Below are 14,188 nucleotides of genomic sequence, written 5' to 3'. Positions count from 1 at the left end.
CCCAAGGCCGTGCAGGAACGTCACAGATCCCACATCGGGGTCAGAGCCCTTCGCTCCCGCAAAGGGATCCGACCCCGCCCGTTACCCCGGCAGCTGCAGCTCAGCCCTCAGCCCGCCACCCTCGCGGTTGCGCAACCGCAGCGAGCCGCCCAGCGACTGCGCCAGCTGCACCGCGATGGCCAGGCCCAGGCCAGTGCCACCGGTATCGCGATTGCGCGAGCTTTCCAGCCGATGGAACGGCGCCAGCACTGCCTGCAGCTGGTCCTCGGGGATGCCCGGGCCACGGTCGGAAATTCCGATCCATACCCTTCCGGCCTCGTCACGGCCGGCCTCGATCTCGGCAGCGCCGGCGTAGCGGAGTGCATTGTCGACCAGATTGCCGACCACCCGTCGCAGCAGCTGCGGCCAGGTCTGCACGACCAGTCCAGCGGGCGCACCGCCACTGACCGGCTTGCCCATGTCCTCGTAATCGCCGACCACACTGGCCAGGAACGCGCCCAGGTCCATCAACACCGGCGCGCCACTGGCGACGTGGCTGCTGCGCGCATAGGCCACACCCTCGCGCACCAGTTGCCCAAGGTGATCGAGGTCGGCCAGCAGCCGCTGCTGGGTGCTGTCTTCAGGCAGGGTCTCCACCCGGAGCTTCATGCGCGTGATGGGGGTCTGCAGGTCATGCGAGATCGCGGCCAGGATCTGCAGGCGTTCACTGACATGGCCACGAATGCGTGCCTGCAGTGCGTTGAGTGCGGCTGCTGCGCCGCCCACTTCCGCCGGGCCATCTTCAGGCAGTGCAGGCCCGTCCTTGCCCGGCTGCAGATGCTCCACCGCATGCGACAACTGCTGCAGCGGGCGCATGGCCAGGCGCACCGCCAGCCACGCGCACACCAGCAGCAGCGCCAGCTGCACCAGCAGCACGGCGGGCAGCCAGCGCGCCAGCGGCAGGCCCGACGGGGTGACTTCAATGGTCAAGGGAGTGCCGTCGTGCAGGCGCAGTTCCACCTCGAACCGCTCCGGCAGGCGAGCCACCTGGCGCGCCTGCAACGGATAGCGGTGCTGCAGGCTGTCATCGATGATCGCCGTGACCTGGCGTGCACGATCGGTCTGCAGCCCCGGTCCGGCCGCGGCCGGGCGCAGCAGGTAACGGTAGGTGCGCCGCTCCAGCCGCGGCACCCAGGCATCGCGCTGGTCCGCGGGCAGGTGCTCCAGCAGCGCGACACTCACGGCCACGTCTTCGTCCAGGTTGCGCAGCATCATGCTGCGGGTGGACTGGTAGCGTTCGAAGAACAGCAGGCCGAAGGACAGTGCGTGGGCCAACGCCAGTCCGCCCAGCAGCACCAGCAGCAGCCGCGCCGACAGCGTGCGCGGCCAGCGTGGGCGGCGTGCGGTGGCGTTCATTCGTCCGGCCCCAGCAACTGCACCGGCACGCTGAACACATAGCCTTCGCTGCGCACGGTCTTGATGTAGGTCGGCTCGCGTGCGTCGTCACCCAGGCGCTGCCGCACGCGGCTGACCAGCAGGTCGATCGAGCGGTCAAACAGTTCGGCATCGCGGCCCTGCGTGAGGCTGAGCAGCTGGTCGCGGCTGAGCACCCGATTGGCGTGATCGAGGAATACGCGCAACAGGCGGAATTCGGCGCCACTGAGTGGATACGCGGTGTCCTGTGCATCCAGCAGATGGCGTGCGGTGGTGTCCAGGCGCCACTCGCCGAAGGCCAGCTGGCGACCGGCTTCGCTCACCTGCAGATTCGGCGGCAACATCCGGGTACGGCGGATCACCGCATTGATGCGTGCCAGCAGTTCGCGCGAAGAGAAGGGCTTGGTCACGTAGTCATCAGCGCCCATTTCCAGGCCGATGATGCGGTCGGTTTCGTCGTCGCGGGCGGTCAGCAGCACCACCGGCACCGCACGATGCTTGCCGGCGCGCAGGTTGCGGCACAGGCTCAGTCCGTCCTCGCCCGGCATCATCACGTCCAGCACGACCAGATCCACGGCATGGGTATCCATCAGCGCGCGCATGGCCCGGCCACCGTCGGCCTGGCTCACGCGCAGGCCGTTGCGTTGCAGGTAATCGGCCAGCATCTGGCGGATCTCGCTGTCATCGTCGACGACCAGGATGTGCGGTACGTGGTTCATTGCGTTCTCGATGAGGACGAAGGTCAAGGCCGCGCGGTGCGGCCATGGTAGCGCGGCTCAGGGGTTGCCCAGCAGGCGCTGGATCTCGCTTTCGGTACGTGCGTAGTCGCCCTCGCCGTAATGGCGGTAGACCACCCGCCCCTGCCGGTCGAGCAGGTACAGTGCGGGCCAGAAGCGGTTGCCCCAGGCGTTCCAGATCCGGTACTGGTTGTCCTGCACCACCGGCCAGGCGATGTCCAACCGTGCGATGGCCTTGCGCACGTTGCCAGGCAGCCCTTCATAGGCGAACTCCGGCGTATGCACGCCGATCACCCTCAGGCCCTGCGACGCGTAGCGCGCATGCCACTGGTGGACATACGGCGCCACGTTGAGGCAGTTGCTGCAGGTGTAGGTCCAGAACTCGACCAGCACCACCTTCCCCCGCAACTGCTCCAGTGTGAGCGGCGGGCTGTTGTGCCAGGGCCCGCCACCGTCGAACCCGGCGGCGGGAACGGCCTGTGCCGGCTGCGCATCGGCCTCCGGGCTGGGCCAGGCCATCAACAGAGCAGCCCCACCCAGCACGCCCATCAGCAACGGCAGCACGTACGCACGCAGGCCGGCCATCGCTCAGCCCCCCTGCTCGGCCAGTGGCAGTTCCGCCGGCTTCACCCCCGCCGCTTCCAGGATACTGTCGGCCACCTGCGCCGGATGCGAAAGCAGCGACACATGGCTGCTGCCGATCGATTGCAGCTGCGCGCCAATGCGCTTTGCGGTGGCGGCCTGCAGCTGCGGCGACAGCATGCGATCGTCACGGCTGAGCACGTACCAGCTCGGCTTGCTGCGCCACGCCGCAACGTTCACTACTTCGCCCAGCGCGCTGGCCTTCAACGGGACCTGCGTGCTGTACAGCAGTGCGGCCGACTTCTTCATCACGTCCGGCGCGAAGTCCTGGGCGACAGCGTCAGCCGGCAACGTCAGGTAGCCGTCCCTTTCCTGCAGGCGGGCCAGGCCCGGACCGACCGGGAAGCCTTCGCCCTGTTGCGCCGATGATTGCCCTGCATCCGGTGCGAACGCCGCCACATACACCAGCGCCTGCACCTTCGGGTCATTGCCCGCTTCGGTGATGACCGTGCCACCCCAGCTGTGGCCGACCAGCACCACCTTGCCAGGCGCAGCGGCAATCGCACGACGGGTGGCGGCGACGTCGTCGGCCAACGAGGTGAGCGGATTCTGCACGGCCACCGCCGGCAGCTTCCAGTCATGCAGGGTCCTGATGACCTTGCTCCAGCTGGAGCCATCAGCGAACGCGCCGTGCACCAGGATGACGGTGGGCGGTGCAGCGGTATCGGCCCGGGCAGCGAAGGCAGGGGCGGCGGCGGCAAGGGCGAGAGCGGCGGCCAGCAAGCAGGTACGGATCATGGGGGGCACTCCGGAGTTGGGAGTGGCCATTTCCGCCTGCCGGTGTATCGGCGCTGTTTCTCCGCAGCGCGGAGTTGTACCGGACTGTAGGGCGCAGGCGGGTTTCTACAGTGGGATACATTCGCGCGCCGGTCCTGGCCGGGCGCTTTCGGGTGGATATCGCTGCCCGCACGCGGGCGCGCAACGCCCCGATGCGCATCAGCGCATCGTCTTTGTATCTGACTGTACGAAACCCCGGCCGCGGCCACAGTCGCTGACAAAACCCCGGGCAACGGCACACGTTGCCGATACCTGCGCCGCCTGGAATGGCTTCCATCGACCACTGGCCCGCAGGACACCACCATGATCAGCACCGCTTCTTCCGTGTATACGCCCCGCCTGGACGCCGTCGGCCGCTGGCTCTCGCCGTTGGCGCTGCGCACCCTGCTGGCCTGGGAGTTCTTTGAATCCGGCCGCGAGAAGCTGGGCGGCCAGAACTGGTTCGCCGACCTGGAAGGCCGCTTCCCGTTCCCGTTCTCCACACTGCCCGCGTCGCTGAACTGGCAGCTGGCCACGTGGCTGGAACTGGTGGGCGCGGTGATGCTGCTGCTCGGCCTGGCCACGCGCTCGGTGGCCTACGTCTTCTGGGTACTCACCATCGTTGCCATCGCCGCCGTGCACTGGCCCGACCAATGGAACGGCCTGGGTGAACTCTGGCAGGGCTATGCGATCACCGACCAGGGCTACGGCAACTTCAAGCTGCCGTTGCTGTTCCTGGCCATGCTGCTGCCACTGATCCTCAACGGCGGTGGCGCACTCAGCGTGGACCGGCTGCTGGCCGGGTCCGGCCGTGCCACGGCACGCAATGACGGCCTGGGTTGGGGCGTCAGCCTGATCGCCCTGCTGCTGCCGGTTGCCGCGCTGTTGCCCGGCATCGGCTTCGGCGGTGCCCTGCTCGGCGGTGTGCTGCTGCTGGGCCATCTGCTGCGCTGTCGCCGCGCCGCCTGAGCCGACTCCCCTGTTCCCGCGCGTTTCGCTTTCCGTCGCCTCTTCGGCGGCGTCCATCCCGCACGCCCCGCGTGCTTTCCCAAGGAGTCACCACCATGTCCATCTCGACCAAGAACACCTCTTCCTCCCGCCTGCCGCGCATCGGTGCCATCGGCATCGCCCTGGCCGGTGGCCTGCTGCTGGCCGGCCAGGCCGCGGCGATCCAGCCGCTGGCGATCAGCGCGGTGGCCATGAGCGCCGCCGCCGAAGGCAAGTGCGGTGAAGGCAAGTGCGGGGCCAACAAGGCCACCACCGGCAAGCCCGCCGGCAAGGCCAAGGTGGCCGAGGGCCAGTGTGGCGAAGGCAAGTGCGGCGACGCCTCGTTTGCCCGCACTGATCGCGACCACGACGGCAAGGTCTCGCGTGCCGAATTCAACGCTGTGGCCGCCAAGCGTGCCGCCGAGTTCGACCGCATCGACACCGACCACGACGGTTACATCAGCGAGCAGGAAGCGCACGACTACCTGCGCAGCGTCTACACCGCCAACGGCAAGCCGATGCCGAAGGGCCTGTTCTCCCGCGTTGCCGATTGATCGACGTTCACCCGGCGCCGCCTTCAAGGCGGCGCTCTCTGTGGAGCATCCGCCATGTCCCTGCCCCTGCCCACCCATGCCGCCGGTCTTGGCCTGCGCCGTGGCCTGATCGACGAACTGCTGGCCATGCCGGCCGGTGCCATCGACTTCCTCGAAGTCTCCCCCGACAACTGGATCGGCGTCGGCGGTGCACACGGCAACGCGCTGCGCCAACTCAGCGAGCGCCACCCCTTGACCTGCCACGGCCTGTCGCTGTCGCTGGGCGGTCCTGATCCGCTGGACCGCACCCTGCTGGCACAGACCCGTGCCTTCCTCGACCTGCACCAGGTGCAGCTGTACAGCGAACACCTGAGCTACTGCGCCGCCGGTGGCCATGTCTACGACCTGCTGCCACTGCCGTTCACCGCCGAGGCCGTTCACCATGTCGCCGGCCGTATCGCCCAGGTGCAGGACATGCTGGGCCGGCGCATCGCCGTGGAGAACATTTCCTACTACGCCGTTGCCGGCGCGGACATGAGCGAGATCGACTTCATCAACGCCGTGCTCGCCGAAGCCGACTGCGACCTGCTGCTGGACGTCAACAACGTCTTCGTCAATGCCTGCAACAACGGTTACGACGCCTTCGAATTCCTGGCCCACGTGCCGTCCCACCGTGTCGCCTCGCTGCACGTAGCGGGCCACTTCGATGAAGACGACGGCTTCAAGATCGATACCCATGGTGCGCCGGTGAAAGGCGTGGTCTGGGCGCTGTTGCGCGAGGCCTACATGCGGGTGGGCGTGCGTCCCACGCTGCTCGAGCGCGACTTCAACTTCCCGCCGCTGGCCGGGTTGCTGGCCGAGGTCGCGCAGATCCGCCAGGCACAGGCTGAGGCACGTTGGCCGGAGGTGGCCCATGGCTGAGCCGCTGGCTACCCTGCAACGGCGCTGGGCCGATCATGTGCGGGACCCTGCAAAGACCGCACCCGATGGCGTGGAGGCGCGCAGGCTGGCGGTATACCGCCGCCTGTGCATCGACAGCCTGGACACCCTGCTGGCCGGCAGCCTGCCGCGACTGCAACAGCAGTTGGGCACGTCGCGCTGGCGCGACACCGTGGCGCACTACTACGCCCACCACGCCTGCCAGACCCCGTTGTTCCCGCGGATCGCCGGCGAGTTCGCGGCCTGGCTGGCAGTACAGGACACGCTGGCACTGCCGGGCTGGGCGGCGGAACTGGCGCACTACGAGAGCACGCAGCAGTCGCTGCACATTGAAGCGCGTGGCGCTGGGTGTCTGCTGCAGCGCGTACCCGAGGACAGTGATGTGCTGGCGGTTTCGCCGCTGGTGCGGGTGCTTGGGTACCGGTGGCCGGTGCATGGGGACGAGGGGCTGGAACCGGTGTTGGGCGCAGCTCCCACGCTGCTGGTGATCCAGCGCCGCGCCGATTTCAGCCTGAAGGTCGAGCAACCGTCACCGCTGGCCTACACGCTGCTTTCGGTCTTCGGTGACGACGGCGCGCGTGTGGATGAGGCACTGCAGGCGCTGTCCGAAACACATGACGTGGCAACGGACGCATTGCGTGCTGCCTGCGTGCCCGTTCTTGGCGAGCTGTGCACGGCGGGGGTGCTGGTTGCATTGCCTGCTTTCTGAGGTGCCGGCCAGCGGCCGGCACTACCCGTTCATTGACCGGCAAGCGGCCGGCACTACCCGCCCCCTACTTCGAGGTCTCATCATGGCTGCTTCCAACATTTCCTTCCTGCACGGCTGGCGCCTGTTCGTAGCCATCGCCGTGGTCCTGATCGCGTTCGCACTGACCGCCTTCGCCCTTTATCCCGATGCAGCCGAAGGCAGCCGCGCGGCGATCCGGCTCACCGCCCGCACATCGTTCCTGCTGTTCCTGGCGGCATTCACGGCATCCTCCTTCGCCACCCTGCTGCCCGGCCCGTTCACCCGGTTCCTGCTGCGCGAACGGCGCATCATCGGCCTGTCCTTCGCGTTCTCGCACCTGCTGCACGCAGTCGCCATCACCGGTTTCGGCATCCTCAACCCGGCGTTCTGGCCAGCACGCTCCGCGCTGGCCAACCTCCCGGGCACGGTGGGCTACATCGCCATCCTGGCGCTGGCCATCACCTCGCACCGGGGGCTCGCCCGGCGCATGGGACCCACCGCCTGGCGTCGCCTGCACGTCACCGGCATGTGGATCATCGCGGCGGTGTTCACCTACTCGTACTTCAAGCGCGTGCCCGGCAACTTCTGGTATGCGGTGCCGTCGGCGCTGCTGTTCACCGCCTTCGTGGTGCGCTGGATCGCCAAGCGTGCGCAGGCCCTGCGTCGAAGTGCGCATGCGCGGCCGCCGCTGCGGGCGGCCTGACGGGCCGGGGTCAGATCCCTTTGCCAAAGGCAAAGGGATCTGACCCCACATCAGGTCAAGGCGCGCGGCGCAGCGTGATCAGGGTGATCTCCGAAGGCACGCCGATGCGCGCCGGGAAACCGGCCCAGAGGCCCGCGCCGTTGCCCACGTACAGCGTCATCCCCTCCACGTCGTAGCGGCCGGACACGAAACCGCCATTGGCCCGCTTCACCAGCTGGTCCATGCCGATGATCTGCCCGCCGTGGGTATGCCCGGACAGCTGCAGCTTCACCCCACGCGCCGCCGCCTCGCGTGCATTGCGCGGGCGATGGTCGAGCAGGATCACCGGTGCGGACGGATCGGCACCGGCCAGCGCAGCATCCAGATCCGGCAACGGCAGGCCATAGCGCGCCGCCACCGGATCGGTGACACCGGCGATGGTCAGCGCCGCGTCGCCGCGCCGCACCTGCATGTGGCTGTTCTCAAGCACCTGCATGCGCAGTGCGCGGAATGCCTGCATCCAGTCCTGGTACTGCGCGTAGTACTCGTGGTTGCCGGTGATGGCGATGACACCGTCCGGCGCTCGCAGATCGGCCAGAGGACGCGCGTCGTCACGGCGGGCCTCGACGCTGCCGTCGATCAGGTCGCCAGTGATCACGATCAGGTCCGGCTTCAGCGCGTTGCTCTCGTCCACCACCCTGCGCACCCAGTCGCCGGTCAGCAGGCGGCTGGCGTGGATGTCGGTCAGCTGCAGCACGCGATAGCCGTCGAACGCAGCAGGCAGATCCTTGATCGCCACGTCGATCTGCCTGGGCTGGGGCACGGCCATGCCCTGGCTGACGCCATAGCCACTCACAAGCAGCGCCAGCAGGCCGGCCAACGGCCGCAGCTTCGAGGCGCGCAGGGCCGATACGATGCGCGGCCAACGCAGCAGGCGCGAAAGCAGCAGGCCCACATCCAGCACCAGCATCAGCAACGCCAGCAGCAGCACCGCCGTGGAGCCGGTGGCCAGGACCGCGATGGCCATCTTCGGGATTTCCGGCGATGCCATCGTGCCCCAGAAGGTGGCCACGATGCGCAGCTGCACGGCCATGGCCACCACCAGCAGCGACAGCACGACCTTCAACCCGATGGGCATGCGCAGCGGCCAGAACAGGCGCCAGGCCACATACAGGCCCATCAACAAACCGATCGTACTCAGCACTGCAACCATCCATGACAGAAAGCGGGCCCGCCATGGTGACGGCTGCGGGTCGTGTTGTGTAGAGCCGGGCCCATGCTCGGCTTCTCGACACGCAGCCGGGCATGGGCCCGGCTCTACAACAACAGGCGGTCAGGCCATTCCGTCGAGGCGCTCCACCCGCAGGCGGGCGATACGGCGCTTCTCCATTGCCAGCACGGTGATGCGCACGCCGGCCACCTCCACCGCGTCGCCGACGTCCGGCAGGCGGCCCAGCTGCTCCAGCACTAGACCCGAGATGGTCATGTAGTCGGCACTGCGGGGCAGCGACACGCCCGCCAAACGCTGCAGGTCGTCCAGGGTCAGCGCACCATCGGCCTCCCATTGATCCTCGCCCTGCGCCACCACGCCATAGCGCTCGTCCTGGGTATCGACCAGGTCACCGGCAATCGCCGCCAGCAGGTCGTTGGCTGTCACCAGGCCCTCCACGCTGCCGTACTCGTCCACCGCCACCGCCAGCGGCACCGGATGCTGGCGGATCAGTTCCAGCGCCTGCAGCGCACTGGCAGTGGACAGAACGTACTGCGGTTCGCGCAGGTTGCCCTCCAGCTGCAGTGGCTTGCCCTGCAGCAGGTCGGCCAGCACGTCCCGGCTCTGCACCACGCCACGCAGGCTGTCCAGGTCACCGTCGCCGACCAGCAGGCGCGTATGCGGCGAGGCCACCAGGCGCGCCACCACATCCTCCTGACCACGCGCCAGGTCGATCCATTGCACGTCGGCACGCACAGTCATCACGCTGGACACCGGACGATCGGCCAGGCCCAGCACGCTGCGGATCATTTCGTGCTCCGCCGGCTGCAGGCGCTCGTCGGCGTCCACCTGCTCGTCCACGCCTTCGTCGTCGTGGCCGTTCGCTGGACGCGCGCCCAGCATCCTCAGCACGGCATCGGCGGTGCGCTGGCGGAACGGCTGGCGGCGCTCGTTGCGCTCACGGTTGAAACGCACCCACTGGTTGAACGCCTCGACCAGGATCGAGAAAGCGATCGCTGCGTACAGGTAGCCCTTCGGGATCTTGTAGCCCAGGCCTTCAGCCACCAGGCTGAAGCCGATCATCAGCAGGAAGCCCAGGCACAGCACCACCACGGTGGGATGCTTGTTGACGAAGCGGGTCAGCGGCTTGCTGGCCAGCAGCATCAGCGCCATGGCGATGGTCACGGCCGCATACATCACGCCCAGGTTGTCGACCATGCCGACGGCGGTGATCACCGAGTCCAGCGAGAACACCGCGTCGAGCACCACGATCTGTGCCACCACCATCGCGAAGCTGGCATAGACCTTCTTGCCATCCTCGTGATGCTCGCGGCCTTCCAGCCGTTCGTGCAGTTCCATGGTGCCCTTGAACAGCAGGAACAGGCCACCGCCCAGCAGGATCAGGTCGCGCCCGGAGAAGCTGTGGTCGAACAAGGTCACCAGCGGCTCGGTCAACTTCATGATCCAGGCCAGCGCCGCCAGCAGCACCAGCCGCATCAGCAGTGCCAGCGCCAGGCCGATCACCCGCGCGCGGTCGCGCTGGTGCGGCGGCAGCTTGTCGGCAAGGATCGCAATGAACACCAGGTTGTCGATGCCGAGAACGATCTCCAGCACGACCAGGGTTGCAAGGCCCATCCATATCGAGGGGTCAGCCAACCATTCCATTTCAGGTCCGTTTCGTCAGTGGGTAAGGGAAGAGGGCGTCCACTCAGTCGGCATCCTGCGCCTGCGCCGGGTCATGCCCAAGCAGGTCGCCGGGCGTGCACTGCAGCTCGCGGCAGATCGCATCCAGCGTGGAAAAGCGGATGGCTCGCGCCTTGCCGGTCTTCAGGATCGACAGGTTCGCCAGGGTGATGTCGATGCGCCCCGCCAGCTCGGACAGGGTCATGCCCCGTGCCTGCAGCATGCGGTCCAGGGTGATGACGATCGCCATCAGATGACACCATCAAGGTCATCGCGCATCGCCGCGCCCACGGCGAACACGCGTGCGAGCACGAACAGCATCAGCACCGCCACCAGCCCGGTGATCGACATGCCGCCGCCCACCTCCATCCAGGTGAAATCCGGGCCCATCCAGGCCGCGTAGGCACCGATCAGGATCGACAGCAGTTCCATTGCCAGCATCAGCCAGGCCATGCGCTGCAGGCGCTGTGCATTGGCATGGGTGAACGGCCGCTCGCGCGCCGCCGACTTCAGCAGCCTCAGCAGATGGCGCAGGAACAGCAGGCACAGCACCAGCAGCGCGACGATCGCGCCCAGGCCCAGGCAGAAGTGCAGGAACAGGTCGTTGCCATGCGCGGCGGCGGCCTCGGCGTCATGCACGCTGTCGAGCAGCCAGCGGCGGTCATGGGCGACCAGGGGCACCGCCAGCAGTGCGGCCAGGATGCCCAGCCAGCACATCGCCCGGACGGCCTGTACGGCGGCCTGGGCCAGGGTGAACAAGCCTCGCGCGGGTCTGGCGCGGGCGGGACGAGCGGTCAAGCGGCCTCCGGCATTGGGGTGGCCTCGCCGCCCCAGGGTGGATTTATCGATAAACGATATAACACATCCTGCGTGAAAGGCTGAATCGCGGGCATGGTCCACCGGCTGGGCGCGGGCCCCGGCAGGCGTTACGGGGTGGGAGCCGCGGGTTCGAGCATCGCGTCCCCCGGCGTCACCGAGGCCATCGCCTGTACGCCGGCCTCGGCCGCCTGCCGCGTCACCAGCCGGAAGCGCACCTGCAGCTTGGCCTGCCCCGGCGTGGCCCAGCCGTATTGGATCGCCACCTGGTCGGCCGACAGCGGACCACGGCCCGGCAGCGAGCGCGCCTGCAATGGCTTCGGTGCCGCCTGCACCAGCCGTGCGAAGCCCTTCTGCACCACCGCCGCATCGGCCTTTTCCGCATACACCGAGCAGGTGCCGTCGTCGGCCCAGCTGACCGCATAACGGCCGCTGGCCAGCGGCACCATCCAGGCCACGCCCGACTGCCCCTGCAGCAACGTTGCCGCTTCGGCAGGCTGCAGCGGTGACAGCCCGTTGGATTCCATCAGCGACTGCAACCGCGCCGGCGCACCGATGTGCTGCATGCAGGCGGTATCGAACAACTCGCTGAAGGGATCCTGCGCCGGGGCCTTGGCCTTGGGAGTACGCGCGGGTTGCGCCACCGCCAGGGTGGGCAGCAGGGCCAAAGCCAGCCAGAACGCAGGACGCATCGGGATTCCACGCTACGGAAAACAGCAGGGAGGATGGCAAAGCCCGGGCGCGCCGCGCAATGGGTCATGGCTTGACAGTCCTAAGCTGCGGGAGCAACATGAATTAACGAATTAGTTAACTAGCTCTCCATGGACCGCATCTTCGAAGCCCTTGCCTCCACCGCCCGCCGGCAGATCCTGGCCTATCTCAGCGCCGGCGAGCTCAGCGCGGGCGAGCTGGCCGAGCGCTTCGACTTCAGCAAGCCGGCGTTGTCCAGCCACCTGCGCATCCTCGAGGAAGCCGGACTGATCGAACGCGAGAAACGCGGCCAGTTCGTGTACTTCAGGCAGGTACCCGACCGTTTGGCCAACACGTTGTTCTCGTGGGCGGCCGAAGTCTGCCCGGTCGGCGGCCCGCTCAAGCGTGAAGCCCGCGCCCGCCGCAAGTCCCCCGCCCGCTGATCCGCCCCGCCAAGGAGCATGACCATGCCTGGTTCGACCCGCGATCGCCGTTCGTTTCCAGCAGTGCAGCTTCCGGCACAGGACGGCGGCAGTCCGACCGAAGTCACCCTGATCGCGCAGCTCGGCATCGGTGCCGGCGACGCGCTGGTGAGTGACGCCGGCCAGCGTCAGCGCCACCACCCGGCCTTCATCGATGCGTTGGATGAACCTTCGGCGCGACTGGGTGGCATGCACCTGCAGCACGGGGATGCCTCCTCGCTGTACAGCTTCACCGTCGGTGCCGGTGGCCACCCGTTTCATCGCCATGCAGGCCCGCGCATGTTCACCGCCATCGCCGGCAGCGCGGGAGCCGAGCTGCGTTTCGCTACCGCCTCCGACGCGCAGCTGGCAGCAGGTCCTGGTGCCTTCGCGCGCACGCTTCGGCGCGTCCGCATCCCACCGGACTGCCTGTTTACGGTGCGCTTCGGCGGCGGCACCTGGCACCAGTTCGCGTCGAACCATCCTGCACATCCGGCGCTGTTTGCGCTGTCCTGCCACAGCGATGAACTGGCAGGCCGAATGAGCGAGCAGACCCGTGCGCAGGTGGAGCGCAATGCCGCCGATATCCCCAGCCTGACCGAGGTGCTTCCGGAATCGTACTGGCCTTCGTGCACCTCGCTTGCGGCGGCACCGCTGTTGCAGCTGTCGCTGCAGGCGGCACCTCCCAGCGTGTGCGCACACCTGTGCGCGCGTACCCGTGCCCTGCTCGGCCCGCTGCGCCGCATCCCCATGCGGCCGCTGCGCGGGTTCGTCGAACGTGCCACACCGGCCTATCCCATCCATTCACGGCCCGCGCCCACCGATGGCCTGCTGACCACAGCGCTGCCGCACAGCCACTACCAGGACCTGACCACCCTGTGCCTGGAACCCTCGCAGGTGCTCCACCGTTCCGCGTCGGCGCTGCTGGCCGACGTACTGGAGGGCTTCCTGCGCAATCCCCCCAGCGGCGTAGGCCAGCTGATGGCGCTGCGAAACCGACTGGTGGCACCGTTGCGGTTGCGCACGTCGCCGCTGGGATGCCCGGTGTCGTCATTGCTGTCGACCGATCGCAGCCGGTTGTTCGCTGGTCGATTCCCGGTGCTGGATTCGCACATCGATACGCAGGACAACGACGCCGAAGTCCTGCTCGGCGCCGACGATCGGCACCTGCGTTTCCGCAGCAGCGTGCGCGTGCAGCGGCATCGCGATGGACATGTCGAGATCAGCCTGGGCTCACGCGTGCAGACCCTCAATGCGTTCGGCGGCATGTACATGGCCCTGATCGACGCCGGGCACCGGCACTATGTCGCACCGGCACTGCTGCGGCGCGCGGTGGAGCACGCCTTGGCACCGGAACTGGCCAACCTTGAGGATCCGGCAGCACACCCTGCGCACTGCTGACCCTGGAACGCGATGCGCCGGGCGCTGCGCGGTTCCGGTCAGATCACGATCTCGCCCTCGTCCTCGCCATCCCAGTAGTGGATGCGGCTGGCGCGCACGTGAATCAGCACCAGTCCCGGTGTATCCACGCCCTGTTCGAACCAGCGCTCCAGGTCCTTCACCCAGTGCTGGCTCATCGTGGCCCGGTCGCGCACCAGCACAGCCCTGCCCTGCACGTGCACGAACAGCGGCGGCTTGCCCAGCAGCGACTTGCTGCCGGAAAAACCCAGCGCAACGGCGGGGTCAGCTTCAATCTCGCGCACCATGTCGGTGTCTTCGGTGGTGAAGAACCAGCTGTCACCGTCATAGTCCACGTCGCCATTGTTGCTCATCGGACGGCCGGCAATCTCTCCACCGGCGTGGGTCTGCAGCAGGCTGAAATCAATGCCGGCCATTTTCCTGGCCAGTTCGGGCAGGGTGAGCTGGGTCATGGCGTCGTCCTTCATGGAATGGAATCCCAGCGTCTGCGCAG

The 14,188-nt window shown here is 67.8% G+C and carries 17 protein-coding genes; 7 read left to right on the top strand and 10 right to left on the bottom strand.

The window, feature by feature from the left end; all coding sequences use genetic code 11:
- Positions 1-81 precede the first annotated feature (81 nt).
- From ACT6SE_RS04660 to ACT6SE_RS04645, 4 genes are read right to left on the bottom strand one after another with little or no spacing between them, the layout of a single operon-like run.
- Positions 82-1,395 carry a sensor histidine kinase gene (locus ACT6SE_RS04660; protein ID WP_046429448.1) on the bottom strand — a complete coding sequence of 438 codons (1,314 nt, stop codon included), beginning with the start codon at positions 1,393-1,395 and terminating at the stop codon, positions 82-84.
- Positions 1,392-2,132, bottom strand: a complete 741-nt coding sequence (locus ACT6SE_RS04655) for a response regulator (RefSeq protein ID WP_032960784.1) — start codon at positions 2,130-2,132, stop codon at positions 1,392-1,394. The genes ACT6SE_RS04660 and ACT6SE_RS04655 overlap by 4 nt, the downstream gene beginning before the upstream one ends.
- A gap of 57 nt (positions 2,133-2,189) precedes the next feature.
- On the bottom strand, positions 2,190-2,735 hold the full coding sequence (locus tag ACT6SE_RS04650) for a redoxin family protein (protein WP_046429445.1): 546 nt from the start codon (positions 2,733-2,735) through the stop codon (positions 2,190-2,192).
- Positions 2,736-2,738: 3 nt separating this feature from the next.
- The gene (locus tag ACT6SE_RS04645) at positions 2,739-3,530 is read right to left on the bottom strand and encodes an alpha/beta fold hydrolase (protein WP_046429443.1); all 792 of its coding nucleotides are present in this window, start codon (positions 3,528-3,530) and stop codon (positions 2,739-2,741) included.
- Between the two features lie 342 nt (positions 3,531-3,872).
- Between ACT6SE_RS04645 and ACT6SE_RS04640 the strand changes: the two genes are divergently transcribed.
- The 5 genes from ACT6SE_RS04640 to ACT6SE_RS04620 all read left to right on the top strand — a co-directional run bounded on the left by ACT6SE_RS04640 (position 3,873) and on the right by ACT6SE_RS04620 (position 7,437).
- Entirely contained in the window at positions 3,873-4,517 is a 645-nt protein-coding gene (locus ACT6SE_RS04640; protein WP_046429441.1) for an HvfX family Cu-binding RiPP maturation protein, read from the top strand.
- 95 nt (positions 4,518-4,612) lie between these two features.
- Positions 4,613-5,089: an HvfA family oxazolone/thioamide-modified RiPP metallophore gene (locus ACT6SE_RS04635; protein ID WP_014646322.1), complete on the top strand. Its 477-nt coding sequence runs from the start codon at positions 4,613-4,615 to the stop codon at positions 5,087-5,089.
- Between the two features lie 54 nt (positions 5,090-5,143).
- Positions 5,144-5,989: an HvfB family MNIO-type RiPP peptide maturase gene (locus tag ACT6SE_RS04630; protein ID WP_046429440.1), complete on the top strand. Its 846-nt coding sequence runs from the start codon at positions 5,144-5,146 to the stop codon at positions 5,987-5,989.
- Positions 5,982-6,716, top strand: a complete 735-nt coding sequence (locus tag ACT6SE_RS04625; RefSeq protein WP_046429438.1) for an HvfC family RiPP maturation protein — start codon at positions 5,982-5,984, stop codon at positions 6,714-6,716. Before ACT6SE_RS04630 ends, ACT6SE_RS04625 begins: the two co-directional genes overlap by 8 nt.
- Positions 6,717-6,798: 82 nt before the next feature.
- Positions 6,799-7,437, top strand: a complete 639-nt coding sequence (locus ACT6SE_RS04620; protein ID WP_046429436.1) for a ferric reductase-like transmembrane domain-containing protein — start codon at positions 6,799-6,801, stop codon at positions 7,435-7,437.
- A gap of 55 nt (positions 7,438-7,492) precedes the next feature.
- On the opposite strand, the gene ACT6SE_RS04615 is transcribed toward ACT6SE_RS04620, so the two are convergent.
- From ACT6SE_RS04615 to ACT6SE_RS04595, 5 genes are all read right to left on the bottom strand, one after another.
- Positions 7,493-8,629 (bottom strand): metallophosphoesterase, encoded by a 1,137-nt coding sequence (locus ACT6SE_RS04615; protein WP_046429435.1) that lies wholly within the window; start codon positions 8,627-8,629, stop codon positions 7,493-7,495.
- Between the two features lie 120 nt (positions 8,630-8,749).
- Positions 8,750-10,291 carry a TerC family protein gene (locus ACT6SE_RS04610; RefSeq protein ID WP_046429432.1) on the bottom strand — a complete coding sequence of 514 codons (1,542 nt, stop codon included), beginning with the start codon at positions 10,289-10,291 and terminating at the stop codon, positions 8,750-8,752.
- Between the two features lie 43 nt (positions 10,292-10,334).
- Positions 10,335-10,559: a helix-turn-helix domain-containing protein gene (locus ACT6SE_RS04605; RefSeq protein ID WP_012479411.1), complete on the bottom strand. Its 225-nt coding sequence runs from the start codon at positions 10,557-10,559 to the stop codon at positions 10,335-10,337.
- Positions 10,559-11,026, bottom strand: a complete 468-nt coding sequence (locus ACT6SE_RS04600; RefSeq protein WP_041864087.1) for a DUF2975 domain-containing protein — start codon at positions 11,024-11,026, stop codon at positions 10,559-10,561. The genes ACT6SE_RS04605 and ACT6SE_RS04600 overlap by 1 nt, the downstream gene beginning before the upstream one ends.
- Positions 11,027-11,235: 209 nt before the next feature.
- A complete protein-coding gene (locus tag ACT6SE_RS04595; RefSeq protein WP_046429431.1) occupies positions 11,236-11,817 on the bottom strand; it encodes an NMCC_0638 family (lipo)protein in 582 nt (193 codons plus the stop codon).
- A 129-nt stretch (positions 11,818-11,946) separates the two neighbouring features.
- Here ACT6SE_RS04595 and ACT6SE_RS04590 point away from each other — a divergent pair, with 129 nt between their 5' ends.
- On the top strand, positions 11,947-12,258 hold the full coding sequence (locus ACT6SE_RS04590; protein WP_004147836.1) for a metalloregulator ArsR/SmtB family transcription factor: 312 nt from the start codon (positions 11,947-11,949) through the stop codon (positions 12,256-12,258).
- A gap of 24 nt (positions 12,259-12,282) precedes the next feature.
- Positions 12,283-13,677 carry a DUF2867 domain-containing protein gene (locus ACT6SE_RS04585; RefSeq protein WP_046429429.1) on the top strand — a complete coding sequence of 465 codons (1,395 nt, stop codon included), beginning with the start codon at positions 12,283-12,285 and terminating at the stop codon, positions 13,675-13,677.
- Between the two features lie 38 nt (positions 13,678-13,715).
- Here the strand turns inward: ACT6SE_RS04585 and ACT6SE_RS04580 are convergent, their stop codons facing one another.
- Complete coding sequence (locus ACT6SE_RS04580) at positions 13,716-14,147, bottom strand: pyridoxamine 5'-phosphate oxidase family protein (protein WP_046429427.1); 432 nt, start codon at positions 14,145-14,147, stop codon at positions 13,716-13,718.
- Between the last annotated feature and the right edge of the window lie 41 nt (positions 14,148-14,188).

It is taken from the genome of Stenotrophomonas sp. LC732 (assembly GCF_052446685.1).
Classification (GTDB): Bacteria; Pseudomonadota; Gammaproteobacteria; order Xanthomonadales; family Xanthomonadaceae; genus Stenotrophomonas; species Stenotrophomonas muris.
This window is presented reverse-complemented; position numbering and strand designations above follow the sequence as displayed.